We start from the raw sequence: 22,834 nt of genomic DNA on the forward strand, positions 1-22,834 counted from the left end.
GACGCATGGACCGAACAGACGGCCGTGCTGAGCCTAACCCGGTCCATCGCTCGCCGCCGCCAGCAGCGGCACGATTAGATCGCTGACCGGCGTGGCGATGCCATGCGCGCGGCCGCAACGCTGTATGACGCCGTTCCGGCTATCCCATTCGAGCGGCCGGCCTGCTTGCCGGTCGGCGAGGATCGATGTGCCAAGGTCGGGTGGTGCGCGCCGGAATCCATCGACGATTTCTCGCATGACCTCATCGCCTAGTGCCGCGCCTTCCGCACGAGCGACCTCGATGCACTCCTTCAGATACGCGAGCGACAGGTGTTCGATATCGGCGCGGGAATACATGCCGGCGCGGCGGCCCGTCAGAACCATCAATCCGGCGACTGCGTTCTGAAGCAGTTTGCGCCACGCGATGCTGGTGAAGTCCTCGGTCACATCCACGGAACAGCGGGTGTCGCGCAACGCCGTCACGACGGCCTGGGCCGCCGACGTGTCCGGCAATGTGAGTCTCGGTTTCGCATGCAGCCACACCGAGGCATCGACTTTCCGTTGAGCGGGAAACCAGACCACCGAAGGCAGCACACGGTCTTTCGACACGTAAGGCGCGAATTGATCCCTTTGTTCCACGCCGTTCTGCAACACACAAACCACGGTCTTCTCGCCGCACAACGCGGACAGCCATGTCGACGCAGCTTCGACCTGCGTCGTCTTCACCGCGACGAAGACGAGATCGAACGTCGTTTCGATGCCGGCCGGATTTGTCCGCACGGGCCCAGGCACGCAAATCTGTCCGCCGTCGAATCGCACGTGCAGATGGTCGTGTGCGGTGCGCCCGAATAGCGCCGGTGTACGGCCTGCTTCGTGAAGCGCAGCGGCAACGGTAGCGCCGATTGCGCCAGGGCCCACCAGGGCGATTGTCGGAGTGTCATGCATTGTCGTAGGCTTCCTGATTTGTTGAGCATCGCTCGTACTTGGCAACTCACGTCGTGCTCAGATGACGGCGAAGCGCAAGCGCTAACGGAAAGATGACGAGCGCGGTGGCGGCGGTCACGATCGTCGCACCGTGCACGCCGATCCGATCGCCCACCAGTCCGTACGCGATCGGAGCGAGTGCCCCCGATGCGATCGTGCCGGTGTAGAAGAGCGCGAATGCCCGCTCGGTGCGACCGGCCGGCGCGAGTTCGGGTACCGTCCCATAAAGCACCGACGACGTGCCGTTGAGCATCACGCCGAGCAGCGGCAGCAAGATCGTCGCGGGCGCGAGCGGCAGCCAGATCACGGCGAGAATCAGCAGCGCGGTGGCGCCTTCGGTGGTGAACACCGCTCCGATCACGCCGACCCGCGCGCCGAGCGCGCCGCAAGCGAACTTGCCCGCCGCGCCGCCGATGAACACCAGCGCCAGCGCCGTACCCATCATCTGAGGCGAGATGCCTTTCGAGCGCAGGAGAAACGGCAGAAACGTGAGCAAGCCCATCCGCACAGCGGTATCGAGCACGCCGATCGCAAACAGCAGCGAGAATCCGCTTCGCGAACTTTTCGTGGCTTCGCCGGCCGTCGCTTCGGCTTCCGATTCGATTCTGCGCACCGAAGGGAGGAAAAGTGCGATGACCAGCGCGACCAGAATGCCGATGGTCGACATCGCCCACAGCGCATGACGCCACGGCATGAAGTTAATCAGCAGCGAAACGGCCGCGGGCAGCGCGGATTTGCCGAGATCGCCGGCAAAGTTATAGACACTGAGCGGAGCGCGGGCGTCGCGTCCGTATGCACGCGACACAGCGCCCGACCCGAGCGGATGCTGCGTGCTCGATCCGCAACCCGACACGGCGAGCGCAACGCATAGCCCCAGCAAAGAGCCCGACATGCCCGCGAGGGCATAGCCTAGCGCGGCGAGCAGCGTGCCGATCGCGAGCGTCGCGCGCGTGCCAAGCAAGCGTGCCAGGCTGCCGGCAGGCACTTGCAGCGTCGCCATGGTGCCCGCGTAGATGCCGCGCAACAGCGCGAGCGCGCCGTAGCCGAGGCCGAAATCCGCCTGCCATGTAGGCAACAGCGCGTAGATCATGTCGGTGTAGCCGTCGTGCAACGCGTGTGCCGTGCACGAGAGCCATAAAACGCGTTTGCGTTGCGCGGAGCGGGTCGGATCGGGGCACTCGGCTGTGTTCGTCGCCGGCGCGGAGAGGAAGAGAAGTCGCATTCGTTGGACCAGGGCGCGCACGTGCGAGTCACGTCGCGCATATCGTTGCAAGCCAGACCGAAGTGTACGGTCGCCCCACCCGTGCAACAACTGACATAAAATTGCCTCGGACGGGAGAAAAAGTCACCTATGAGTACCAGGAAGCGCGTCGCCGCGGATACCGAAAAGTTACCCCCCTTGAATGCCTTGCGGTACTTCGAGGCGGTGGCCCGTCTCGGCAGCTTCGCGGGTGCGGCGAACGAGCTTCACGTGACGCATTGGGCGGTGGGTAAGCAAATCCGCATGCTGGAAGACTGGTTCGGCGTTCCGTTGTTCGAGCGTCGCGCGCGCGGCGTCGTGCCCACCGACGAGGGAACCACATTGCTCGGCGATGTCAACGGCGCGTTCGCGCAGCTGGGCAATTCGGTGGGCCTATTGCGACGGGAATCGATCACGCGTCGAATCAGGGGTGTGGTACGCGTGAATGCGTTGGCGAGCTTTGCGCTGTGCTGGCTTATTCCCAGGCTGGCAGATTTCCAGGCGCTGTATCCGGACGTCGATGTGAGGCTTTCGACCACTTCGCGCCGGCTCCGCTATGTCAGCGATGCATTCGACGTCGGCGTGCGCTCCGGCCCCGAAGACGCGGCCGGCCTCAAGTCATCGATCCTGATGCCCGACCTGCGCTTGCCCGCATGCAGTCCAAAGGCTTTGGTCAGTCGTCCGCTCCGGGCCGTCGCCGATTTGCGCAACCACACATGGCTGCATTCGACGAGCACGCACACAGCATGGTCTGAATGGGTACGGGAGGCGGGCGAGCCGACCATGCGGGGTTTACGCCATCTCAATTTCGATCACGTGTTTCTGCAGTTAGCCGCAGCGACGGAAGGCCTCGGCGTTACCCTGGCGTCGCTGCCCCTCATCGAGCGCGAGATCGCCGCGGGGAGGCTCGTGTGTCCATTGCAAGGACCGGTTTGGCGCGGCCCCGATTACACCATGGTCGTCAATGTGGATCGTGCGGACGACGAAGCCGTCAGGGCGTTCAGAAAGTGGATCGTCACTGCGGCAAAAGCCAGCTTCCCATCGAGCATGAAGTCTTTCTAGCGTGGACTGTTGACGCTGATGGTTAATGCTCATTGAGGGACGAGGGGTATGCTCGCGCTGTTGCAGAGAATGGCCGATCGCGGCCGCCCTCCTTCGTCAGGAGATGTGCATTCGGATGACCGTCTATCTCCGACAAGAGACATTTAAGGCAGCCAACAGAGAACGTCCGGGAAGGGTCAGAAACTGCCCTTCGCGCGTGACCGGTATCGGCCATAAACGGACTTCTACAAAGCACGAACGTCTGGCCGTTCTCCTCGGACGTTGCGACGCTCAATCCGCGCCAGACTGCGGGGAAGAATTGAAATGATCGACTCCGGACACACCAGGCCGGTGTTGCGGGCCGGCCAAGCGCGAGTTAGTGGGCCTTCAAGAATGCGGCAATCAGTCCGGTGATCGCTTGCGGCGCATCCTCGAAGCTGTAATGGCCGACTCCGGCGAGTCGGTGAACCGGCGCCATGGGAAATAGCTCGCTGAACAGCGGAAGAAAGTGTTCAGCTGCCAGCGTCCGATCGGCCTCCCCCCAGATGGCAAGCGCTGGCTTTGAACGGATCGCGTCGAGTGCTAGCGCGTCTGGCACTTCGAAACGATGTGCCCCGATCGCGAAGCCCTTTGCCCAGCCAATCGCGCCTGCACTGTCGGTCGGCAGAGCGAAGCGCGAGCCGTAGGCGCGCAGCCACGTATCGTCAATACGCGCGTGGTTTTCGAAGCCGTTAAGCTTCAAGACACTCAGGATGTTGAAGCCCAGTTCGTCCAGCACGGGTTCGAGACGACCTTGCGAATCGGAGCGGAGAATCCACTGGAACCATGGCGAGACTGCGGCATTCGCATTCAGCCGGTCGAATAACGTGCTTTGACCAAACGGCGTCGGTCCGTTCGTGCTGACGACTCGGCGAATGCGGCCCGGATGCCGTGCGGCGAGTCCCATGCCAACGGGGCCGCCGAAGTCGTGCATGACGAGAGTGATGTCGTCTAAATCCAGCGCAAGCACGAGCTTTTCAAGGTTGTCGATATGATCCTGTAGCCAGTACGTGCGATGTTCCGGCGTCTCGCTCTTGCCGAATCCCATGTGGTCGGGCGCGATCACACGGTAGTCGCCCGCGAGCGCCTTGATCAGATCACGAAACAGGTAGCCCCACGTCGGTTCCCCGTGAATGCACAGGACGACCGCGCCGTCGGCAGGCCCTTCGTCAACGTAATGCATGCGAAAGCCGGCAACATCGCTGAAGCGCGGCGAAAACGGAAACGTTCCGTCAAACGTGTCATTGGATGGTGTCATATTGGGGGTCTCTTGACGAAGGGACCGGCGGGAAATCCGCGCGGTCGAAAGAGGTTAAACTTTGACATCGCTGTCAAGGTCAAGCGTTTCTTTCTGGGGATGTCATGCGTATCGGAGAACTGGCTCGCCGCACCGGTGTCAGTGAGCGGATGCTGCGGTATTACGAGAACGAAGGTCTCCTCAATCCGAGGAGGACCGATTCGGGCTACCGCGAATACGGTTCCGACGAAGTAGACGCCGCACAGCGCATCCGCACGCTCAGCGCGGCAGGTTTGAAGATCAGCAGTATCCGGCTATTGCTGCCTTGTGTACTCGGTGAGAAACCGGTGTTTCATCCATGCGTAGAGGCGCGCGCGTTGCTGCGCGGTGAAGTCGAAAAGCTCGACGTTCGGCTGCGCGAACTCAGTGAAACGCGAGAAGTCGTTGCGAGGCTGCTCAATGCGGTCGATACCAACGAGACATTGGCGCTCTAACAGTTGCGTAGGTTCGAGTACTGATGCACCGCCGCTGGGCGAGACCGATCGAGTTGACGTGTTTCGATCGAGGGTGGAAGCAAATGCTTCGGATCACCGTCCAGAAAATGTCTCCACGAACGACCGTAATCGAGCGTGGTAGAGACGCTCACAAATAGCTGTCCGACGGCGGAGAAGGGTCGTCCTGAGCCGGCGGACCGCTAACCCTTACCGACCGGAACGAATCGTTCGACGGCCACCAACAGATGCGCCAACCTCCGTTGGCACATCCGGAGGTGGCCGAACGCCATCTCAAGCCCGCGACAACTACTGCGACGCAAGCATCAGGTCCAGGTTCTGAACCGCAGCGCCAGACGCGCCTTTGCCAAGGTTGTCGAAAACGGCGGCCAGCAAGACTTGTCCGTCGTCCACGTTATGAAACACGCTTAATTGCATGTCGTTCGTACCGTTCAGCACTTGTGGATCCAAGTGCTCCACGGCGCTCGATTCATGCAGCGGCAAGACCCGCACGTGAACCGCCTCAGCATAGTGGCGAGCGAGGGCGGTGTGTAGCGCCACGCCGTCCACGCCGGGCGCCAGCAACCGCACCGCCAGGGGCACCGTCAGCACGATGCCCTGACGGAACGCTCCGTATGCCGGGACGAAAATGGGACGCTCCGCGAGCCCCGCGTGCTTCTGGATTTCCGGCGCGTGTTTGTGCGCGAGTTTCAGGCCATAGACCTGGTATGACGGCGCGTTGACGGCTCCCGCCCCCTCATACTCCTCCACGCCTGCCCGTCCCCGACCGGAGTACCCCGAGACCGCATGAATGCTGATCGGGTAATCGGGCGGGATAAGCCCGGCCTGCACCAACGGCCCCAGCAAGCCAAGCGCACCGGTCGGATAGCAACCGGGATTGGTGACGCGGCGGGCGTTGGCAATTCGTTCGGCCTGCCCCGGCGCCATCTCCGGAAATCCGTAGGCCCAGTCCGGCTGCGTGCGGTGCGCGGAGCTGGCGTCGATGACTCGAACCGCAGGATTGACAATCGCGGTCACTGCCTCGCGTGCCGCGGCATCAGGCAAACAGAGGATCGCGATGTCGCAGGCGTTGATGAATTCCGTGCGACGCCGCAAATCTTTGCGCTCCGCGGCATCAAGCGTCATCAGTCTGATGTCGGTCCGGTGACGAAGCCGTTCCTGGATCAGCAACCCGGTGGTGCCTTGATCGCCGTCGATGAATACAACGGGAGAGCCCATACGTGAAATACTCCGTTGACTTTGAATGGTAACCAGCAAAAACGAGCACGAGTCCCTATATTCCGTTGACAGATAGAATAGGGAAAGTTGAATTTCACAACGTGATCATTCATTTTTCCTGAATCTGGACGCCGACATGCGAGAAATCAGCCTGGACCGCTTGCGCACCCTCGTGGCCATCGCAGACCGCGGCTCATTTGCCGAGGCGGCACGTGCATTGCACTTGGCACCGCCAACGGTCAGCCTCCACATCGCGGAACTGGAAGACCGCATTGGGGCGCCACTGCTGTCGCGAAAGCGCGGACATGTCAGGCCGTCGGCGATAGGCGAGGTGCTGGTGGAGCGCGCACGTCGATTGCTGGCCGATGCGGAGCAGGCGTTGGCGGATATTCAACGCCAGGTGCAAGGACTCGAAGGGCGCGCGCGGATCGGCGCTTCGACGGGCGCGATCGCACACCTGTTACCGCAAGCGCTTGAGGTGCTGCGCCAGCACCATCCCGCCATCGACATTCAGGTTGCAGTGCTCACGTCGCGGGAGACGTTGTCCGGACTGGTGGATGGAACGCTGGACGTTGGGCTCGTTGCGCTGCCTCAGCCGCCCGAGGCTGGACTCGTGATCACGCCTTGGAGGCGCGACCCCGTGATGGCTTTTGTGCCGGCACATTGGCAGTGCCCTGCCCGCGTCACGCCCGCATGGCTCGCTGGCCAACCGCTCATTCTCAACGATGCGACAACGCGTCTTTCACAACTGACGGCGGAGTGGTTCGCGACTGGGGGGCATCAACCGGTGCCACGCATCGAGCTTAACTACAACGACGCGATCAAGAGTCTGGTCGCGGCAGGATACGGCGCCGCGCTGTTACCCCATGAGGCGACTGCGCCATTGCCCGACAAGCGCGTTGTCATGCGCCCATTGCGGCCGGCGATGTGGCGTCGGCTCGGCATTGCCCATCGCGCGGGGCACATCGAGCGCTCCACGCAACACGTACTTGATGTGTTGCGCGATCTGCGAATGGCATAGGCATTGCGCTGCATGCGCCTCACATCGACCCCCCATTAACGAGGCATGACGGATGAATGTAACGTTCGAAAGCACAACGCACAGCGACGTCGAATCGCTTCTATCAACGGCACGGATTCGCGAAGACGATAGAAACGGAGTGGGATATCTACTACGTTCGCAAACCGCAATGACGACAGTTACCGGCCATCTCCGGTCGGTCATGGATCGCATTCAGGCGGCCGTTCACCCTCGATCAGCGGTCCTTCAACACGAGTCGCTTGCCACCATTGAGGAGAGTTGGCTTGCCTAGCGTTACGAGAGTCGGCTTGCCTGCATTGTGAGGAAACGCGAGTTGAGGCGTGACGGCGATAGTGCTGCCCGGCGTGTTGCATTGCGGCGAGCCTAGGGCAACAAGCGAATAGGGCCGCAGCCGTTGGCCCACAAGCGGTTGCGCGCTCGGCAAGCAGGCAGCCGGCGTCGTGACTCGGGGCCCGTGGGGCTACGCGAAACGCCCTCAGAGCCTTCCGGATTTTGGACTCGCCGGAGAGAGCTAAGGGCTTTCCCTAGAATCAGTCAAATCTCCTTGACGGGCTGACGCGGGCTTCGTACATTTGCGCCATCGATTGCCGAGTTTCATTGGCAATCCGCGGCAACGATGCCGTGCTACATGGAAGGCTATGCAGCCCCCGAACTTGCGTACCAACGCTGGTTCGGGGGCTTTTTGCTTTTGGAGAACAGAATTGGAAAACTTTCAGCGCAGCCCTGCCCCTCGGAACACTAACGGTCCGGTTGTGGCCTGCGTACAGATGGAGCCCCGCATCGGCGAAAAGCATGAAAACGTCGCGAGGTCGCTCCGCTACATCGAGGAAGCTGCGAAGAACGGCGCGGCCCTCGTTGTCCTGCCCGAATTGGCCAACACCGGCTATGTTTTTGCCGACCGCGAAGAAGCGTTCGCGCTGGCCGAAGATCTTCCGAACGGCGAGACGGTCCAGATCTGGGCTGACGCGGCACAGCGTCTTGGCGTACATATCGTTGCGGGCGTTGCAGAGCGCGAGGGCAAGCGACTTTACAACTCGGCTGTCTGCGTCGGCCCGTCCGGGCACATCGGGACGTACCGGAAGCTCCACCTTTGGAACAACGAAAACGTCTACTTCGAACCGGGTAATCGCGGCGCGCCGGTGTTCCATACAGCGCTCGGGAGGATCTCGATCGCAATCTGCTACGACGGATGGTTCCCGGAGGTGTACCGGCTGGCAGCCGCCCATGGCGCCGACATCGTCTGCGTGCCAACGAACTGGGTGCCCATGCCGGGGCAGCCGGCAGAGCACCAGGCGATGGCCGCGACGCTCACCATGGCCGCCGCACATAGCAATGGCCTGATGATCGCGTGCGCGAACCGGATCGGCACCGAGCGCGGGCAACCATTCATCGGACAAAGCCTGATCGTGGGCGGTGACGGATGGCCGCTGGCCGGCCCCGCTAGTCAGGATCGCGAAGAAATCCTGTATGCACAAATCGATCTGCAGGGCATCCGGTCTGGGCGCTCGCTCAATGCTTTTAACCACTTGCTGCGCGACCGGCGCATGGACGTGTACGACCCGATGCTGGGCACGGGCTGGCCTTCCTCACGTCCGTGAGCTGCCAGGCAATGTCCGCATGATCCTGAAAACGAAACCGACCTTACGTGAAGGAGACACCATGAATCAGTTCAAACATCGCGTCCTTGTAGGCGCCGTAGCTGCGATAGCCGCGCTTGCTGCAAACACATATGCCGCAGAGCCCATCAAGATCGGTGTTGCGGTTGGCTTGTCCGGCGCCAACAGCGTAGTCGCACCTGCCGTCGTGCAGTCATCGCAGCTCGCGGTCGAAGAAATCAACGCCGCCGGTGGCATCCTGGGACGCAAGGTCCAGCTCGAAATCGCAGACGACGCGTCTGGTGCAGTCGGCGCACAGAAGGCGTACGACACGCTGGTGTTCCAGAAAGACGTTGACGCGATCATCTCGATGGAGACCAGTGCGGCGCGCAATGCGGCTTTGCCCATCGTCGCTCGCGGCAAGAAGCCGTTCATCTACACGTCGTTCTATGAAGGCCGGTCGTGCAGTCCGTGGATGTATGTCAACGGCTGGGTGCCGGAGCAACAGGTCGCACCTGTCGTCGACTTCTTCGAGAAGAGCAAGGGCGCGAAGACGTTCTACCTGGTCGGCAGCGACTATGCGTTCGGTCGCGGCATGCTCGAGTTCACAAAGAAATATATCGAGCAGCACGGCGGCAAGGTTGTCGGTGAAGAGTACCTGCCGATCGACAGCACGGACTGGACACCGATTCTTTCCAAGATCCGTTCCGTTCATCCCGATGCGCTGATTAGCGCCACAGCGGGGGGAGCGCCTAATGTGGCGCTCGCCAAGCAGCTGAAGGGTTCGGGGATGACGCTGCCGTACGGCAACCTCGCCATTGACGAAGGGACAGCGAAGAGCATGGGTGACGTTGCCACGGGCATCTACATGTCCGGGTCCTATCTGACGAGCATTGACACGGCCGCAAACAAGAAATTTCTCACTGCAATGGACAAACAGTTTGGGAAGGACGTAAAGACGCCCAACGAACTGTCCGAGCCGCAGTACGAGGCCTTCTTCCTTTACAAGGCCGCGGTCGAGAAGGCGGGCTCGACAGACCCAGGCAAGGTGATAAAGGCACTTGGCCAGGTATCGTTCAATGGGCCACGCGGCGTGGTATCGATGGACAAGAGCCGGCACACGCCGCTTGCGATGCGCCTCGGTCAGATCCAGCCCGATGGTTCCGTGAAGATTTTGCAGACCTTCCCTGATGTCAATCCGGGCTCGCAATGCCCGAACATCAAGTAGACGAGGTCAAGGACAAGGCATCCGCCTGCTGACTTGGCGTGGTACGCCGCGCGGGCGGATGCGACTGGAGACGGAAATGGTTCTAGCACTAGATATTTTCACCACCGCGGCGATACTGTTCATCGTGACCGCCGGCTTGATGATGATTTTCGGCGTGATGAAAATCGTCAACTTCGCCCACGGTGCGCTGCTGACGATGGGTGCCTACTCGAGCTTTGTGGTCACGCAATTGAAACTCAATCCATGGTTTGGCGTGCCACTCGCAATGGCTGTGGGCGTAGGAGTTGGCATGCTCGTCGAGCAGGTGATCGTGCGTCCCCTGTATAAGCGCCCCCTCGACGCAATCCTTGCCACCTGGGGTCTCGGAATCGTCATCGGGCAGATCATTGTGATGGTGTTCGGCCGGGAGGTGCAGTTTGTCGAAACGCCGCTGAAGGGAGCATTCTCGATCGCCGGTACGGACTATTCTGCCTATCGCCTGCTGCTGATTCCGATCGCGTTGGGCTTGTGCGGGCTTCTCACCGCGCTACTGTCCGGCACACGCTTTGGCGTCAAGACCCGTGCGGTGATCATGAATGAGGATCTCGCGCGCGGACTCGGCATTCATTCTGGACGCATCCGCTTCATCACGTTCAGTCTGGGCGCAGCGCTTGGTTCCCTGGCGGGCACGCTGATTACGCCCTTGTCAAGCGTCGATCCCAACATGGGGCTACCGTGGCTGGTCAGTGCCTTCATGCTGGTCATGGTTTCAGGCTACTCGATGGTCAGCCTGCTGGTTACGTGTCTGGTGTTCGGGGCGTGCCAGGTTCTTGTTAGCACGTTTGTCAGTCCGGTATTGGGTGGCCTGACCATCGCCGTACTTGCCGCTCTCACGCTGCGCGTTCGTCCGAAGGGGTTCTCGCATGGCTAAAATCAACATGTCGCCGGCCCCTGTCGGCGTCAAATCCTCGCAAAGCGAGATTCGGTTGTCGGATCGGCGAAAGATACCTTCGCGCGGAATGCTTCTGGTCGGTGCATCGGCCGTTCTGCTGCTGGCCGTCGGTCCGTTCCTGTTCGGCACGTACCTCCTGAACGTCCTGATTCAGGCGTTCTTCTTCTCGATCGTCGCGGTAACCGTCGACATCCTGTGGGGCTATACGGGTTACCTGACGTTCGGGCAATCGGCCTTCTTCGGCGTTGGTGCCTATGCCGCGGGCCTCTTGTTCACACACGGCGGCTTCTCGCCCGGATACGTCGTACTGGCAGTGGGCGCCGCCATCCTCGTCGCGGCCGTGATCGCAGTGTTGCTCGGCTGGCTGTCATTTTATCGGGGCGCTTCTCCATTCTTTGCCACTGTGATGTCGCTCGTCTTGCCAATCGTTCTCAGCCAGGTGCTCCTGTCTGGCGGTGAGTGGACCGGCTCAAGCTCGGGCCTGACCGGCTACGAAACATTTGATCTGTCGCTCCACGCGTGGTACTGGATAGCGGGTGCTGGATTGCTGGGCATCGCGACGCTTGCGTGGCTTTTCGTGCGCAGCGATGGCGGCCGCGTGCTGGTGGCCATTCGCGATAATGAATCGCGCTGTTCATACCTTGGCATCAACACGTCGCTTGGGAAGATTGTCCTGCTGGTTGTGGCGGCCATTGTTGCCAGCATCGCGGGATTTGGCTATGGATCGTTCAGCGGCGTGGTTGCGCCGGAACTGACCGGCTTCGTTCTAGGGACGCAGTTGATCATATGGGTCGCGCTCGGCGGTCGAGGTACATTGTGGGGACCTGTGATTGGCACGCTGCTGATCAATGTTGCAACGTCGTATCTGAGCGGCAGCATGCCGTTTGCATGGCAGCTCATCCTTGGTGCGGCGTTCGTCGCGGTAATTGTCCTGTTGCCGCAAGGCCTGGTGCCATTGCTGCTCAAACCGTTTCGCAGTCTGACTGGAAATGCCGTTGAACTCGAACTGGTTGAGCGTCCCGTGCGCCCCGATCATGTGCAACCGGCTTCCGCGCCGGCGCTGCAGATGGCCGGTGTCGCCAAACATTTCGGTAGCCTGAAGGTGCTGCAGGGCATCGACCTGAATGCCAAAGCGGGGGAACTGGTTGGACTGATCGGGCCGAACGGAGCAGGCAAAACCACATTGATGCGATGCATGAGCGACGGTGCAGAGCGTTCCGACGGCACGGTTGTGCTTTGCGGAAATGATATCCGCGATTTGCCGCCTGACCAGTGCGTGCGTTTCGGTCTGGGCCGCAAATTCCAGAACGCGAACATATTCGATTCCCTGACAGTCGGGGAATGCCTGAGGATCTCTGGCACGATCATCGAACGGCCTTCGTTCTTCAAGCGTTCACACACGCTTGCATTGCCACCGTATGCGCTCGAGGTAGTTCGCACAACGGGCCTCGACCAGAAGCTGGGGGCCGTAGCGAAAGACCTGTCGCACGGCCAGCAGCAGGCACTGGAACTGGCGATGGTGCTTGCATTGGAGCCGCGTATCGTGCTGCTCGACGAACCAACGGCAGGATTGACAAAAACCGAACGTACGCAGATCGGCAACGTGCTTGCGGCATTGGCTCACCAGTATCAACTGTGTTGCCTGCTGGTTGAACACGACCTCGACTTCGTGAAGGAAATCGCAACACGCATCGTAGTCCTGCATCAGGGTCAAATCGTGATGCAAGGCAGCTTCGATGAGGTAGTCAATTCGGAGTTGGTCAGAACGATATATGCCGGAACCGCGCACGATACGGGAAGCGCGGGTACCGCCACATCAGGGGAGGCATCATGAGCCAGATCGCATTGGACCTGCAGGACGTGACCAGCGGATACAAGGCTTCCGTGGTGCTGCGCAAGCTATCCATGACCGTCGCGAGCGGCGACGCGGTAGCCCTGCTTGGTAAGAACGGCATGGGCAAGACGACGCTGCTCAAGACGATCATGGGCTACCTGCCGAAAAAGAGCGGTGCAATCCATCTGAACGGGCAGGACATCACCCGCCTGCCGCCGCACCGGATTGCCCGTGCCGGAATCGCTTACGCGGCGCAGGAACACGCGTTGTTTCCGGATCTCACTATCCGTGACAATCTGCGCCTCGGACTTGAAAAGGTATCGGTGTTCGACGAGCGGTTTGCGGAAATCGAACCGATTTTTCCGGTCTTCAAGAGCCGACTCAAGCAACATGCGGGCACACTGTCCGGCGGCGAGCAGAAGATGTTGCTGGTCGCCCGCGCCCTCATGATGCGCCCATCGATCATCCTGCTTGATGAAATCACTGAGGGTCTGCAACCGTCGGTCATTGACCGCCTTGCCGAAGCGCTGCTTTGGGAACGACGTCGCCACGGCACAACACTGCTGCTGATCGAGCAGCACGTGCCTTTCGCCCTGAAGGTCGCAGACCGCTATGCCGTGCTGAAGCAGGGCGAAATTATCGACAACGGTGATGCGAAAAACCCGGTAGCTGCAGATTCGGTATTCGAGCACCTCCGCGTCTAAGTCGGTCTGAAAAGACACGCCGCGGGCGGGCGGTTCAGCCCTGCATGGCGTGTCTATCGCCGTCGCCAACGATGACCCATTTAACGAACCGATGACTGCCTCTGCTCCTTCCCAACTCCCTACGTGTGCCTACATCGCAACGGGCGGTACCATTGCGATGAAGATCGATCCGCTGAAACAGGCGCCGGTCCCGGCTCTGTCCGGCGAAGACCTGTTGGCGGCTGTCCCGGCCATCACCGCGATCGCAAGACTGGAGGTCAACAACCTGTCCAATGTGCCTTCCGATTACATGGGGCCGCAGCGTTGGATTGAGCTGCACAGGGCAATATCATCTGCGCTGGCAAAGGATGACGTGGCGGGCGTTATTGTTTCCCATGGAACGGACACCCTGGAAGAAACCGCCTGGTTTCTCGATCTGACAACCGACACGCACAAGCCGATCGTTCTAACCGGTGCGCAGCGTAACGCGTCTGCATCCGATTTCGATGGTCCGCGTAACCTGCTCAATGCTGCGCGAGTTTGCCTTTCGCCGGATGCACGCGGCAAAGGCGCCGTTGTTGTATTGAACAACCAGATCAATGCGGCGCGGGAGGTCACCAAGGCACATACGGCTGATGTGGAAGCATTCCGGTCCGGGGATTTCGGGTTCCTTGGAACAGTGGACGAAGACCGTGTTGTATTTGCCCGCTCACCTGTGCGCCGGCAGTTCATTCGTCTTGAAAGGGACACACTGCCGTACGTGGAAATTGTACCAATGTACGCCGGCGCCGATGGTGGCCTGGTTCGCGCCGCCCTGAAGCTGGGCGCCAGAGGAATCGTGATACAGGCGCTTGGTTTTGGCAACGTCAACGCCGAAATGTACGAGGCGATCAGGGAAGCAATCATGGCCGACGTGCCTGTTGTCATTTCGACGCGCGTGCCCAACGGCCGGGTATTGCCGGTGTATGGTTTTGTTGGCGGCGGGAGCACACTGAAGGCGGCAGGTTCGATCTTCGCCGACAATCTCAGCCCACAGAAAGCGAGAATTCTCCTCATGCTGGCGCTACAGAATTCTTCGGCGCAGGAAGATATCCAGCGTCTCTTCGATCGATAAGGTATTTCAGATGAACTCGAGCCGAAATTCCGTTACTGAGCCAGGCTGGCGCATCGGCGTCCTGTTCTCACGAACCGGCGTCACAGCGGCAACAGAATCCGAGCATTTTTTGGGCACTGTACTCGCAATCGAAGAAATCAACGCCGCTGGTGGCGTCGACGGGCGATTGCTTGACCCCGTCGTGTATGACCCGAAGAGCGACCCGGATGAATACAGGCGGCTCGCTACACGCATGCTGCAGGAAGACGACGCAACGGTAATATTCGGGTGTTCCACTTCTTCCAGCCGTAAGGCAGTGCTGCCGGTGATCGAGCGCAACAACGCACTGCTCTGGTACTGCTCGATCTATGAGGGCTTTGAGTATTCGCCGAACATCATCTACACGGGCGCAGTACCTAACCAGAACAGCATGCAACTTGCGGCGTATCTTCTCCGCCATCACGGAAAGCGCTTTTTCCTGGTTGGGGCCGACTATATCTATCCGCGCGAGTCGAACCGAATCATGCGCGATATGGTCGAAGAGCACGGCGGAGAGATCGTGGAAGAAGTCTACCTGCCAAGCGACGCGGCCCCTTCCGCCCTCGAAGCGGTCGTGCGGGAGATCAAGGCCGTCGAGCCGGACGTAGTTTTTTCGACCCTGATCGGACGTGGAGCACGCGCGTTCTACAAACTCTATCGCGAACACGGTATCGATCCCGCCTGTATCCCGATCGCCAGTCTGACAATGACGGAGGGCGAAACGCGGATGATTGGCCCGGAATTGTGTGGCGGGCATATCGTAGCTGCCAGCTACGTCAATACGTTAGACAATGAGAGCAACCGGCGTTTCATGAATGCGTGGCAGGCGCGTTTCGGAGACCAGCCGGCCAGCATGTGGTCGGAAATGGCATACAACCAGGCACACCTCTTCGCCCTCGCCTTGGCACGCACCCGTAGTCTCGACACAGCAAAGCTGGTGGCGGCTGTTCGTGAAGTCGGGTTCGATTCACCCGAGGGGTTGCTCAGGATCGACCCTGAGAATAACCACGCGATCCTTACGCCACGTATTGCCGTCTGTCGCCCAGATGGAGCGTTCGACGTCGTGTGGGAAGGCAGCGGTCCGGTCAAACCAGATCCTTATCTGACCTCTTACGGCTTCACGGACTTCTGGCTTAACGGAGAACTCACATGAACACCGGCGCGCGTCGGCTGTTCGACGATTTGCGTTCGCTGCGGGTCGTCGTGATCCATCCGCCGGGAGAGGATCGTGGCGTTCTGGAAGAGCAATTGCGCCGCATCGGTTGCCCCGTTCGCACCGTCTGGCCATTTCCAGCTCAGTTGCCCGCAGATGCGGACGTGATCCTCTTTCTTGTTGGCCCCGAGTTACGCAGCGCGGGCAACTGGTGCGCGGCAGACACCGATGCGACGCTCATCGCGCTGTCCGACTATGAGAACCCGACAGCTTTGAAACTGCTCGTCGACACGCGGGCGCATGGCGTGATCACGAAGCCGTATCGCTCCACGGGGATACTGAGCACGCTGGTGCTGGCACGCGCCTCCTCTGGCTATCAACAGCGACTTCACCACAAGATCGGAAAGCTTGAAGAAGCAATCAAGGCGCGACGCCATATCGAGAAGGCGATACGGATTCTGATGGATGCCCATCGACTCAGTGAGAATGACGCCTACGAGCACATGCGGTCACGCGCAACAAGTCTCCGGGTCACGGTAGGGGAAATTGCTACGATGATAATTGACGCCCATGAGGCAATGGAAAAGCTGGGTTTAGGAAAGGCACCCAAACTCTGATCGAAGCGGTGTTGAGGCCAACAGTTCAGCCACATAGCCCTGTGATCGCCCGCAGACTTAATCCGGCACTGCGTTCTAATCGACGTTCCCGGCAAGGTCGGTCAAGTTGCATTCCACACGGCATTCAAGCGTGCAGCCTCTCTGAGGTATGTCGAATGACCGGTTTATGCTGACAGACAGACGTTCCACTCACATACGCGACCGGCAGCAACGGGTCGGAAACCGACCGTCATGAGCGACGGCGAGCGGCCAGCGGCAGTCACTAGCCCGTCCCGCAAAACTGCCATTTAGACGGCGGGTTCGCATCCCAACCCTGCCAATCGCCTACGTGTGCATCGCCGAACCGGACGGGCCGCATACGGCGACTGCTATTTATTCCCTACGCGAGACGATTTCGACCGCAACGCCGAAGTTTCAACTTCTCCTGCAAGCATCGCAATGGTGACCTTCTCGAATTTTTTTAGCAGGACAGCCTCGGCTTCGAGAAGCGTCGCCGAAAGATGGGCATTCACAGCTTGTTCGACAAGACATTCCGGATGATCCTCCGAAACAAGATGCGAGAAAAGCGAAGGTTCACCGACCGCACGGTAGACGTCCAGTAGCGTGATGTTTTCGAGGGGTTCGGCCAGCACCCAACCGCCTCCGTGCCCTTTCTCCGAAGTGACGTATCCAATATCGCGCAGACCGCTGAACAAACGTCTCACGACGACGGCGTTCGTGCACAGCATTTCACCGAGCGCTTCGGAGGTGAGCGGACCCTCCGCATGCTTCATGTGAATCAACGCGTGCAAGACGCGAGACATGCGGCTATCGGTCTTCATCGTGGGCACTCATCTCAAGAAACTTTTCAAGTTGCATAAGAGTTTAACATGGCGTTATCATGCAACTCACAATGTTGCGTGATGATCTGGAGAGGGAACGTATGGACGAGCACTACGACGTCATCGTGATCGGCGGCAGCTTCGCCGGTCTTTCAGCCGCAATGCAGCTGGCGCGCGCGCGACGGCGTGTGCTTGTGCTCGATAGTAGAAAGCCACGCAATCGATTCGCATCACACGCTCATGGTTTTCTCGGGCAGGATGGCAAGGCGCCCGGCGAGATCATCGATGAGGCGACGGCGCAACTCTCGGCGTATCCGACGGCGCACGTCGCGACAGGCGAAGCACGCACGGCGGAGCGTGTTGATGATTGCTTCATCGTCACGCAAAGCAGTGGGAGCACCGCAAGCGCGGATCGATTGATCCTTGCGACGGGCGTTCGAGACGAACTGCCCTCTCTCCCCGGCCTGGATGAACGGTGGGGTATCAGCGCGCTGCATTGTCCGTATTGTCACGGTTACGAAGTCGCGGACAAACGGCTCGGCGTCCTGGCAACGCATTCACTATCGATTCATCAGGCGATGCTCGTTCCCGACTGGGGACCGACAACCTGGTTTACGCAAGGCATAGTCGAGCCATCGCCCGAAGAGACTGCGTTGCTCGAAGCCCGCAATGTGCGGATCGAACGGGCGCCAGTCGTGGAAGTGCTTGGCGACGCACCCAACATGACAGGGTTGCGTCTCGCCGACGGCCGCGCCATCGACATCGATGCACTGTTTGTGGGGCCGCGCACCCAGATGGCAAGTCCGCTCGCAAAGCAGCTCGGATGCGAGTTCGACGAAGGTCCGATAGGTCCCGTTATCCGCGTGGACGGCTGGAAGCAGACCACCGTTCCGGGAGTGTTTGCAGCGGGCGATGCGGCGAGCGCATGGTCCAACGCGACGTTCGCCTCGGCCGCCGGCGTTGCAGCGGGCGTTGCGGCACATCGCTCGCTCATTTTGGGCTTGTAATCGATCGTGGAAGTGGCCGCGCCCTGGCAGCGGGCTCTAACGCGTCGAGTGCATCAAACGACTATCCGCGAGGCTCGCATTCGTCCGAGGTGGCCACGGGGCGGTCCGATCGATCATTCCTGCGCCTTGGTTCTTCCCACGAGCAGGTAAAGGCGATTGAGGCCGGAAGCCGAACGGCCGCTTCACGGTCGGGATTCGCCGTTCAACCAGCCGTGCGTCGAGTGACTCGGATGGGTCGGAAACCGACCGTCATGAGCGACGGCAAGCGGCCATCAAGCGCCACTACTCTTTTTGCCCTCAATGGCTAATCAGCGCCGCGTTTCGGTCGTTCGGCGCTCAAGGTAGCCCCTCCCCGAGACACGAGGAATTGCCGGTTCTGACACATTGGTCGACGTAACCTGTCAACGTGCGGGATTGCGTGCATTGACGACCCACGCCGCGCCGTTGATCATCACCGACCGCTCACCGGGGAGGCTCTCGAAGGCGGCACGAACTGCGGCCGCGGCGCGGGCGCGGAGGTCGTCGGGCTGATCAGCGAGCACACGCGACAGCGGGCCGACCTCGAGCGTCATCTTCACCGCGACGTCGATCGCAGCGTCCCGCGTTTCGCCCTCACCGAATGGGACGGACGCGTCGAAGGGCATGATAGCGATATCGGTGAAGCCGGCCGCCGTCAGGATGCGCGCCACGCGCGCTCGGTCGCCGAACGAAAACGGGCCGGGCGCTTCGGGATCGGGCAGCGCGCTCGGCGGGAGAATGCCCTTGAGCGCGCCCACCGGCAGGCGCATCCAGTCGTTCTCGGCCGCCCCGCGCCAGCAGACAAAAGCGACCCGCCCGCCAGGCCGGAGTGCGCGTCGCATGTGGGCGAACGCCGCTGTCGGATCGTCGAAGAACATCACGCCGAAACGCGAGAACAGGATGTCGAACGCGCCTTCGGGCAGCTCTGCGCTGCTGGCGTCGGCCACCTGAAACAGGGCCGGCGTATCGTGGCGCGCAAGCGCGCGCGCTCGCTCGATCAGCGGCTCGGATATGTCCACGCCCAGCACTTGGCCCCCCGCGCCAACGCGGGCGGCCAGAGCCAGACTCGATGCGCCCGCGCCGCAACCGATGTCCAGCGCGCGCTCACCCGTCGCGGGCGCGGCGGCTTCTATCGCAGCCTGGCCAAACACTGCCACCAGAGCGTCGAGCCGGGCCTGGTTGGCGACCCAGCGCTCACCGCTTCGACCATTCCAGTCACCCACCTGATCAGCACTTTGCTTTGCCATGTCATCTCCTCGACTCGACGATCCGCTCTTCACTGCGCCGATCTACGCCAACCTTTTCGAAGGCGACGACGCAATGGGAGAAGGGAATCTGTGCTCTCAAACCACCATCGACTGCTGGGCGAAGATGCCCGCCAATGCGCCCTGCGAGGATGCCTGGGTGACCGATGGCAAGAAGGGCGTGGCGAGGTCGCCAGCGGCGTAGATGCCGGGCATGCTGGTTTGGCGGCGCTCGTCGACCTTGAGTACGATGCCGGTGGGCGTATCGACCGTGGCGAGGCCCAGTGATTCATGCAGGCTTGTGGACGGCTTGTTGCGCGGATTGGCGAACAGGATTTCGATCGCGACATTGCGACCAGTATCGAGATTGACGGTGGTGATATGGCCCTTCTGGTGGGCGATCTCGACGATCCGTCCATCGACGAGAGGTATGTTGCGGCGCGCCAGATCGGCCTCGATATCGGGCGCAATGTCATGACCATCGGTGAAGACAGTCAACTTGTCAGTCCAATCGCGGAACAGCTTGGCAGATTGGTACGACTGCGGGCTGGACCAGACGAGGCCCCAATGCTGGCCGGCGACTTCAAAGCCGTCGCAATAGGGGCAGGGCACGATGGACGTGCCCCAGCTTTCGGCGAAGCCCGGAACATCAGGCATCTGGTCGGCGACGCCATAGCTCAGGATCAGGCGGCGCGCCCTCAGGCTTTCGTGATCGTCAGTGACGACACAGAAATCGTCGATGGCGCCAGACACGCTTTCGGCCCGGGCATTGACGAAGCTGATCGTTGGATAGCGCACCAGTTGCTGCCGCGCCTCGACCAGGATGTCCAGCGGCGGTTTGTGATCGTGGCCGAGCAGGCCATGTGAGTGGCCGGCAAAGCGGTTACGCGGCCGGCCGGTATCGAGAACGGTGACCTTGCGGCGGGCACGGCCAAGCTGCAGGGCGGCGGCGAGGCCGGCAAAGCTGCCGCCTATGATGATGACGTCATTCATGGTGATGGGCTCCGTGTTGTGAATGAGGGGTGGGCCCCGGGGACGCCTGATCTGGACAACCGGTTGAAACCTGCCCTTGGCTTGCACATTGCGATACTATACGGTATCGTATTAACATATTTCAATACTGTCAAGTACCATAATTATCGTGACCGAAAATAGCCAGAGCCGGCGCGGCCGGCCCGCCAACGAGGCACTTCGCCAAACGATCGTCGACGCGGCCTGCGAACTCTTTGTGGGATTGGGTTTTCAAGCGACGACCATGGACAAGGTCGCGCAGCGGGCGAAGATATCCAAGCTCAGCATCTATCGGCACTTCGAGAACAAGGAGGCGCTGTTCAGCGCGGCCATGGTGGCCCGCTGCGATGAGTTTGCACCGCAGGCCCTTTCTGACGGCGTCGACGGTTCAGCCGAAGATCAGCTCATGGCGATGGGATCATCCCTGCTTCGCACGCTGTTGAGCCCGGACGTCCGCAGTGTCGAGGCCATGGTCTTGGCCGACAAGACGAATCAAAAGGCGTTAAGCAAGCTCCACTACGAGGCCGGGCCTGCCCATGTCATCGCCCACATCGAGGCCGTGTTGCGTCAGTTGCACGAGAAGGGGATGCTGAACGTACCCGATGCGCACCTGTCCGCCCGCTTGTTTGCCGCGCTTTTCAAAGGGGCCGATCTCCTGCTGATCGCACGCTTCGATGAGGCGAGAGCAGAGGACGACAACGAAATCGAATCCTATTGCCGGTCGGCCGTCGCCATGTTTATCGCCGCGCACGGTGGCATCTGAGGGTGCGCTATCACGGTCGATGAAGTACACGCCGTTCGCGCCGAGCAATCTATTTATGATGCGTTGACGAGCCTGATGGGCCAGGCTCATTGCATTAGCGAAAAGCCGCGCGCGGGCAGGCAAGTAGGCGGGCAGAGCCCTCTTTACACACGATAGCGGTCGCTACTGCGGCCTGAGCGGAACGACAGAGAAGGGTCGCAAGCAGATGCTTGTGATAGGACGCAATCGGCCAGGAAGCGCATCGGACGTGGCTCCTGTCGGCAACAAGTCAAACGACGACTTTGCGTCCGCCACCGGCCATTCGACAACGCATTCTGATCGCTTGATTGTTTCAATCGGTTGGCACCGGTGCAGTCGCGTGACTTGGCGTGCGCTTATCGTTTCCGTATCAACGGGTCTTCATGCGCGAGCCGCGTCAAGACGTCGGCGAATATGCGCCGGCTTTCCCCAAAAGACAGAAGCCAACGACCTACGCATCGTAGGCGAGATCGCCCGACACCTCGGACGCGCGCCCAACATGCCCCAAAGACTTGCTATTGCACCTCCCGATAAGCTCGCGTATAGTTAGCCAAATGGATAACTATGGAATTGCGCTGAACTCGGTCTTTCACGCACTGGCAGACCCTACGCGCAGAGCAGTTATTCAACGGCTCGGCGTGGGGCCCGCGACGGTGAGCGAGTTGGCAGAACCCTTCGACATGGCTCTGCCGTCGTTCATGAAGCATGTGCGGGTACTGGAAGACACCGGGTTGATTCACTCGAGCAAGACCGGCAGAACTCGCACGTGCATGCTCGATCGCCAGAATCTGGCGGCCGCCGAACGGTGGTTTGCCGAGCAGCGCGCGATCTGGGCAAGCAGGTACGACAACCTCGACAACCTGTTAGAAAAACTCCAAGGACAAGACAATGAAAGCTGACCTTCGATTTGATTTCGTCGTCGATATGGAAAAAAGCAGCATCACGGTGAAGCGGGAATTCGCAGCAGGACGCCAACTGGTGTGGGATTGCCATACAAAGCGCGAATTGCTCGATCAATGGTTCGCGCCCAAGCCGCTCACCACCCGGACAAAGCACATGGAGTTCAAGGAAGGCGGCTATTGGCACTACGCCATGACGACGCCTGACGGGGAATCATTCTGGAACCGTCTGGACTACCAGGCAATCAATCCGATCGATGGCTACGTAGCGCTCGACGGTTTTTGTGATGAATCGGGCGTCGTGAATCCGAGCCTGCCGAGGGCACGCTGGGACGTCGCTTTCGCCGATGCGAAGGAACGGACCCTTGTGACCACCGTTGTGCTCTACAACTCGCCGGCAGATGTGCAAAAAGCTATCGAGATGGGATTGAAAGACGGTCTGGCTGCCACTCTCGAACGACTCGACGAGCTGCTGCTCACCATCGTACCGTCAGAAGCGCGTGCATAAGGACTACCGCAAGCCCCTGGCCTGCAGCGGAGAAATCCATCACTTTCCGCGCTTGGCCAGACGTCGACATGGCGATCAAC

22 protein-coding genes and 1 pseudogene are annotated in these 22,834 nt (G+C 60.6%); 16 read left to right on the forward strand and 7 right to left on the reverse strand.

What is annotated here, in order from left to right; translation table 11 throughout:
- Nucleotides 1-33: 33 nt before the first annotated feature.
- Complete coding sequence (locus PanNE5_RS03205) at nucleotides 34-924, reverse strand: oxidoreductase (protein ID WP_261939214.1); 891 nt, start codon at nucleotides 922-924, stop codon at nucleotides 34-36.
- A gap of 46 nt (nucleotides 925-970) precedes the next feature.
- Nucleotides 971-2,185 (reverse strand): MFS transporter, encoded by a 1,215-nt coding sequence (locus tag PanNE5_RS03210; protein WP_261939215.1) that lies wholly within the window; start codon nucleotides 2,183-2,185, stop codon nucleotides 971-973.
- A gap of 129 nt (nucleotides 2,186-2,314) precedes the next feature.
- On the opposite strand from PanNE5_RS03210, the gene PanNE5_RS03215 reads away from it, so the two are divergent.
- The gene (locus PanNE5_RS03215) at nucleotides 2,315-3,265 is read left to right on the forward strand and encodes a LysR substrate-binding domain-containing protein (RefSeq protein WP_261939216.1); all 951 of its coding nucleotides are present in this window, start codon (nucleotides 2,315-2,317) and stop codon (nucleotides 3,263-3,265) included.
- A gap of 355 nt (nucleotides 3,266-3,620) precedes the next feature.
- Here the strand turns inward: PanNE5_RS03215 and PanNE5_RS03220 are convergent, their stop codons facing one another.
- Nucleotides 3,621-4,541, reverse strand: a complete 921-nt coding sequence (locus PanNE5_RS03220) for an alpha/beta fold hydrolase (RefSeq protein WP_150562416.1) — start codon at nucleotides 4,539-4,541, stop codon at nucleotides 3,621-3,623.
- Nucleotides 4,542-4,645: 104 nt separating this feature from the next.
- Between PanNE5_RS03220 and PanNE5_RS03225 the strand changes: the two genes are divergently transcribed.
- Nucleotides 4,646-5,014 (forward strand): MerR family transcriptional regulator, encoded by a 369-nt coding sequence (locus tag PanNE5_RS03225; protein ID WP_150562415.1) that lies wholly within the window; start codon nucleotides 4,646-4,648, stop codon nucleotides 5,012-5,014.
- A 306-nt stretch (nucleotides 5,015-5,320) separates the two neighbouring features.
- On the opposite strand, the gene argC is transcribed toward PanNE5_RS03225, so the two are convergent.
- Nucleotides 5,321-6,250 (reverse strand): N-acetyl-gamma-glutamyl-phosphate reductase, encoded by a 930-nt coding sequence (gene argC, locus PanNE5_RS03230; protein WP_261939791.1) that lies wholly within the window; start codon nucleotides 6,248-6,250, stop codon nucleotides 5,321-5,323.
- Between the two features lie 136 nt (nucleotides 6,251-6,386).
- Between argC and PanNE5_RS03235 the strand changes: the two genes are divergently transcribed.
- From PanNE5_RS03235 to PanNE5_RS03280, 10 genes and pseudogenes are all read left to right on the forward strand, one after another.
- Nucleotides 6,387-7,271: a LysR family transcriptional regulator gene (locus PanNE5_RS03235; RefSeq protein ID WP_261939217.1), complete on the forward strand. Its 885-nt coding sequence runs from the start codon at nucleotides 6,387-6,389 to the stop codon at nucleotides 7,269-7,271.
- 71 nt (nucleotides 7,272-7,342) lie between these two features.
- Nucleotides 7,343-7,444, forward strand: a pseudogene (locus tag PanNE5_RS03240) (GNAT family N-acetyltransferase); the annotation flags it as partial.
- A 615-nt stretch (nucleotides 7,445-8,059) separates the two neighbouring features.
- The gene (locus PanNE5_RS03245) at nucleotides 8,060-8,890 is read left to right on the forward strand and encodes a nitrilase family protein (RefSeq protein ID WP_261939792.1); all 831 of its coding nucleotides are present in this window, start codon (nucleotides 8,060-8,062) and stop codon (nucleotides 8,888-8,890) included.
- Between the two features lie 61 nt (nucleotides 8,891-8,951).
- On the forward strand, nucleotides 8,952-10,115 hold the full coding sequence (locus PanNE5_RS03250; protein ID WP_261939218.1) for a substrate-binding protein: 1,164 nt from the start codon (nucleotides 8,952-8,954) through the stop codon (nucleotides 10,113-10,115).
- Between the two features lie 76 nt (nucleotides 10,116-10,191).
- On the forward strand, nucleotides 10,192-11,025 hold the full coding sequence (locus PanNE5_RS03255) for a branched-chain amino acid ABC transporter permease (RefSeq protein ID WP_150562407.1): 834 nt from the start codon (nucleotides 10,192-10,194) through the stop codon (nucleotides 11,023-11,025).
- A gap of 88 nt (nucleotides 11,026-11,113) precedes the next feature.
- Nucleotides 11,114-12,880 carry a branched-chain amino acid ABC transporter ATP-binding protein/permease gene (locus PanNE5_RS03260; RefSeq protein WP_261939793.1) on the forward strand — a complete coding sequence of 589 codons (1,767 nt, stop codon included), beginning with the start codon at nucleotides 11,114-11,116 and terminating at the stop codon, nucleotides 12,878-12,880.
- Entirely contained in the window at nucleotides 12,877-13,584 is a 708-nt protein-coding gene (locus PanNE5_RS03265; protein ID WP_035534536.1) for an ABC transporter ATP-binding protein, read from the forward strand. Before PanNE5_RS03260 ends, PanNE5_RS03265 begins: the two co-directional genes overlap by 4 nt.
- Before the next feature lie 91 nt (nucleotides 13,585-13,675).
- Nucleotides 13,676-14,677, forward strand: coding sequence for an asparaginase (locus tag PanNE5_RS03270; RefSeq protein WP_261939219.1), 1,002 nt, complete (start codon nucleotides 13,676-13,678; stop codon nucleotides 14,675-14,677).
- 10 nt (nucleotides 14,678-14,687) lie between these two features.
- The gene (locus PanNE5_RS03275; RefSeq protein WP_150562405.1) at nucleotides 14,688-15,848 is read left to right on the forward strand and encodes a transporter substrate-binding domain-containing protein; all 1,161 of its coding nucleotides are present in this window, start codon (nucleotides 14,688-14,690) and stop codon (nucleotides 15,846-15,848) included.
- Nucleotides 15,845-16,465 (forward strand): ANTAR domain-containing response regulator, encoded by a 621-nt coding sequence (locus tag PanNE5_RS03280; protein ID WP_261939220.1) that lies wholly within the window; start codon nucleotides 15,845-15,847, stop codon nucleotides 16,463-16,465. Before PanNE5_RS03275 ends, PanNE5_RS03280 begins: the two co-directional genes overlap by 4 nt.
- Before the next feature lie 368 nt (nucleotides 16,466-16,833).
- On the opposite strand, the gene PanNE5_RS03285 is transcribed toward PanNE5_RS03280, so the two are convergent.
- The gene (locus PanNE5_RS03285) at nucleotides 16,834-17,286 is read right to left on the reverse strand and encodes an Rrf2 family transcriptional regulator (protein ID WP_150562403.1); all 453 of its coding nucleotides are present in this window, start codon (nucleotides 17,284-17,286) and stop codon (nucleotides 16,834-16,836) included.
- A gap of 101 nt (nucleotides 17,287-17,387) precedes the next feature.
- Between PanNE5_RS03285 and PanNE5_RS03290 the strand changes: the two genes are divergently transcribed.
- Nucleotides 17,388-18,293 carry an NAD(P)/FAD-dependent oxidoreductase gene (locus PanNE5_RS03290; RefSeq protein ID WP_261939221.1) on the forward strand — a complete coding sequence of 302 codons (906 nt, stop codon included), beginning with the start codon at nucleotides 17,388-17,390 and terminating at the stop codon, nucleotides 18,291-18,293.
- A 401-nt stretch (nucleotides 18,294-18,694) separates the two neighbouring features.
- Here the strand turns inward: PanNE5_RS03290 and PanNE5_RS03295 are convergent, their stop codons facing one another.
- Both PanNE5_RS03295 and PanNE5_RS03300 read right to left on the reverse strand, forming a co-directional pair.
- Nucleotides 18,695-19,558, reverse strand: a complete 864-nt coding sequence (locus PanNE5_RS03295; RefSeq protein WP_261939794.1) for a class I SAM-dependent methyltransferase — start codon at nucleotides 19,556-19,558, stop codon at nucleotides 18,695-18,697.
- Between the two features lie 96 nt (nucleotides 19,559-19,654).
- Nucleotides 19,655-20,548 (reverse strand): NAD(P)/FAD-dependent oxidoreductase, encoded by an 894-nt coding sequence (locus tag PanNE5_RS03300; RefSeq protein WP_261939222.1) that lies wholly within the window; start codon nucleotides 20,546-20,548, stop codon nucleotides 19,655-19,657.
- Between the two features lie 148 nt (nucleotides 20,549-20,696).
- Between PanNE5_RS03300 and PanNE5_RS03305 the strand changes: the two genes are divergently transcribed.
- The 3 genes from PanNE5_RS03305 (at nucleotide 20,697) to PanNE5_RS03315 (ending at nucleotide 22,754) form a co-directional block, all read left to right on the forward strand.
- Complete coding sequence (locus PanNE5_RS03305) at nucleotides 20,697-21,329, forward strand: TetR/AcrR family transcriptional regulator (RefSeq protein ID WP_261939223.1); 633 nt, start codon at nucleotides 20,697-20,699, stop codon at nucleotides 21,327-21,329.
- A 572-nt stretch (nucleotides 21,330-21,901) separates the two neighbouring features.
- On the forward strand, nucleotides 21,902-22,246 hold the full coding sequence (locus PanNE5_RS03310) for an ArsR/SmtB family transcription factor (protein WP_017235523.1): 345 nt from the start codon (nucleotides 21,902-21,904) through the stop codon (nucleotides 22,244-22,246).
- On the forward strand, nucleotides 22,236-22,754 hold the full coding sequence (locus PanNE5_RS03315) for an SRPBCC domain-containing protein (protein ID WP_261939224.1): 519 nt from the start codon (nucleotides 22,236-22,238) through the stop codon (nucleotides 22,752-22,754). The genes PanNE5_RS03310 and PanNE5_RS03315 overlap by 11 nt, the downstream gene beginning before the upstream one ends.
- Nucleotides 22,755-22,834: the final 80 nt, after the last annotated feature.

Source organism: Pandoraea sp. NE5, assembly GCF_024363545.1.
GTDB classification, from domain to species: Bacteria; Pseudomonadota; Gammaproteobacteria; order Burkholderiales; family Burkholderiaceae; genus Pandoraea; species Pandoraea cepalis.

Coding starts and splice junctions, on each gene's coding strand:
- PanNE5_RS03245 (WP_261939792.1), top strand. CDS start 8,060: ATGGAGCCCCGCATCGGCGAAAAGCATGAAAACGTCGCGAGGTCGCTC.
- PanNE5_RS03290 (WP_261939221.1), top strand. CDS start 17,388: ATGGACGAGCACTACGACGTCATCGTGATCGGCGGCAGCTTCGCCGGT.
- PanNE5_RS03275 (WP_150562405.1), top strand. CDS start 14,688: ATGAACTCGAGCCGAAATTCCGTTACTGAGCCAGGCTGGCGCATCGGC.
- PanNE5_RS03225 (WP_150562415.1), top strand. CDS start 4,646: ATGCGTATCGGAGAACTGGCTCGCCGCACCGGTGTCAGTGAGCGGATG.
- PanNE5_RS03220 (WP_150562416.1), bottom strand. CDS start 4,541: ATGACACCATCCAATGACACGTTTGACGGAACGTTTCCGTTTTCGCCG.
- PanNE5_RS03265 (WP_035534536.1), top strand. CDS start 12,877: ATGAGCCAGATCGCATTGGACCTGCAGGACGTGACCAGCGGATACAAG.
- PanNE5_RS03300 (WP_261939222.1), bottom strand. CDS start 20,548: ATGAATGACGTCATCATCATAGGCGGCAGCTTTGCCGGCCTCGCCGCC.
- PanNE5_RS03295 (WP_261939794.1), bottom strand. CDS start 19,558: ATGGCAAAGCAAAGTGCTGATCAGGTGGGTGACTGGAATGGTCGAAGC.
- PanNE5_RS03270 (WP_261939219.1), top strand. CDS start 13,676: ATGACTGCCTCTGCTCCTTCCCAACTCCCTACGTGTGCCTACATCGCA.
- PanNE5_RS03215 (WP_261939216.1), top strand. CDS start 2,315: ATGAGTACCAGGAAGCGCGTCGCCGCGGATACCGAAAAGTTACCCCCC.
- PanNE5_RS03260 (WP_261939793.1), top strand. CDS start 11,114: ATGCTTCTGGTCGGTGCATCGGCCGTTCTGCTGCTGGCCGTCGGTCCG.
- argC (WP_261939791.1), bottom strand. CDS start 6,250: ATGGGCTCTCCCGTTGTATTCATCGACGGCGATCAAGGCACCACCGGG.
- PanNE5_RS03255 (WP_150562407.1), top strand. CDS start 10,192: ATGGTTCTAGCACTAGATATTTTCACCACCGCGGCGATACTGTTCATC.
- PanNE5_RS03310 (WP_017235523.1), top strand. CDS start 21,902: ATGGATAACTATGGAATTGCGCTGAACTCGGTCTTTCACGCACTGGCA.
- PanNE5_RS03250 (WP_261939218.1), top strand. CDS start 8,952: ATGAATCAGTTCAAACATCGCGTCCTTGTAGGCGCCGTAGCTGCGATA.
- PanNE5_RS03205 (WP_261939214.1), bottom strand. CDS start 924: ATGCATGACACTCCGACAATCGCCCTGGTGGGCCCTGGCGCAATCGGC.
- PanNE5_RS03235 (WP_261939217.1), top strand. CDS start 6,387: ATGCGAGAAATCAGCCTGGACCGCTTGCGCACCCTCGTGGCCATCGCA.
- PanNE5_RS03315 (WP_261939224.1), top strand. CDS start 22,236: ATGAAAGCTGACCTTCGATTTGATTTCGTCGTCGATATGGAAAAAAGC.
- PanNE5_RS03280 (WP_261939220.1), top strand. CDS start 15,845: ATGAACACCGGCGCGCGTCGGCTGTTCGACGATTTGCGTTCGCTGCGG.
- PanNE5_RS03210 (WP_261939215.1), bottom strand. CDS start 2,185: ATGCGACTTCTCTTCCTCTCCGCGCCGGCGACGAACACAGCCGAGTGC.
- PanNE5_RS03285 (WP_150562403.1), bottom strand. CDS start 17,286: ATGAAGACCGATAGCCGCATGTCTCGCGTCTTGCACGCGTTGATTCAC.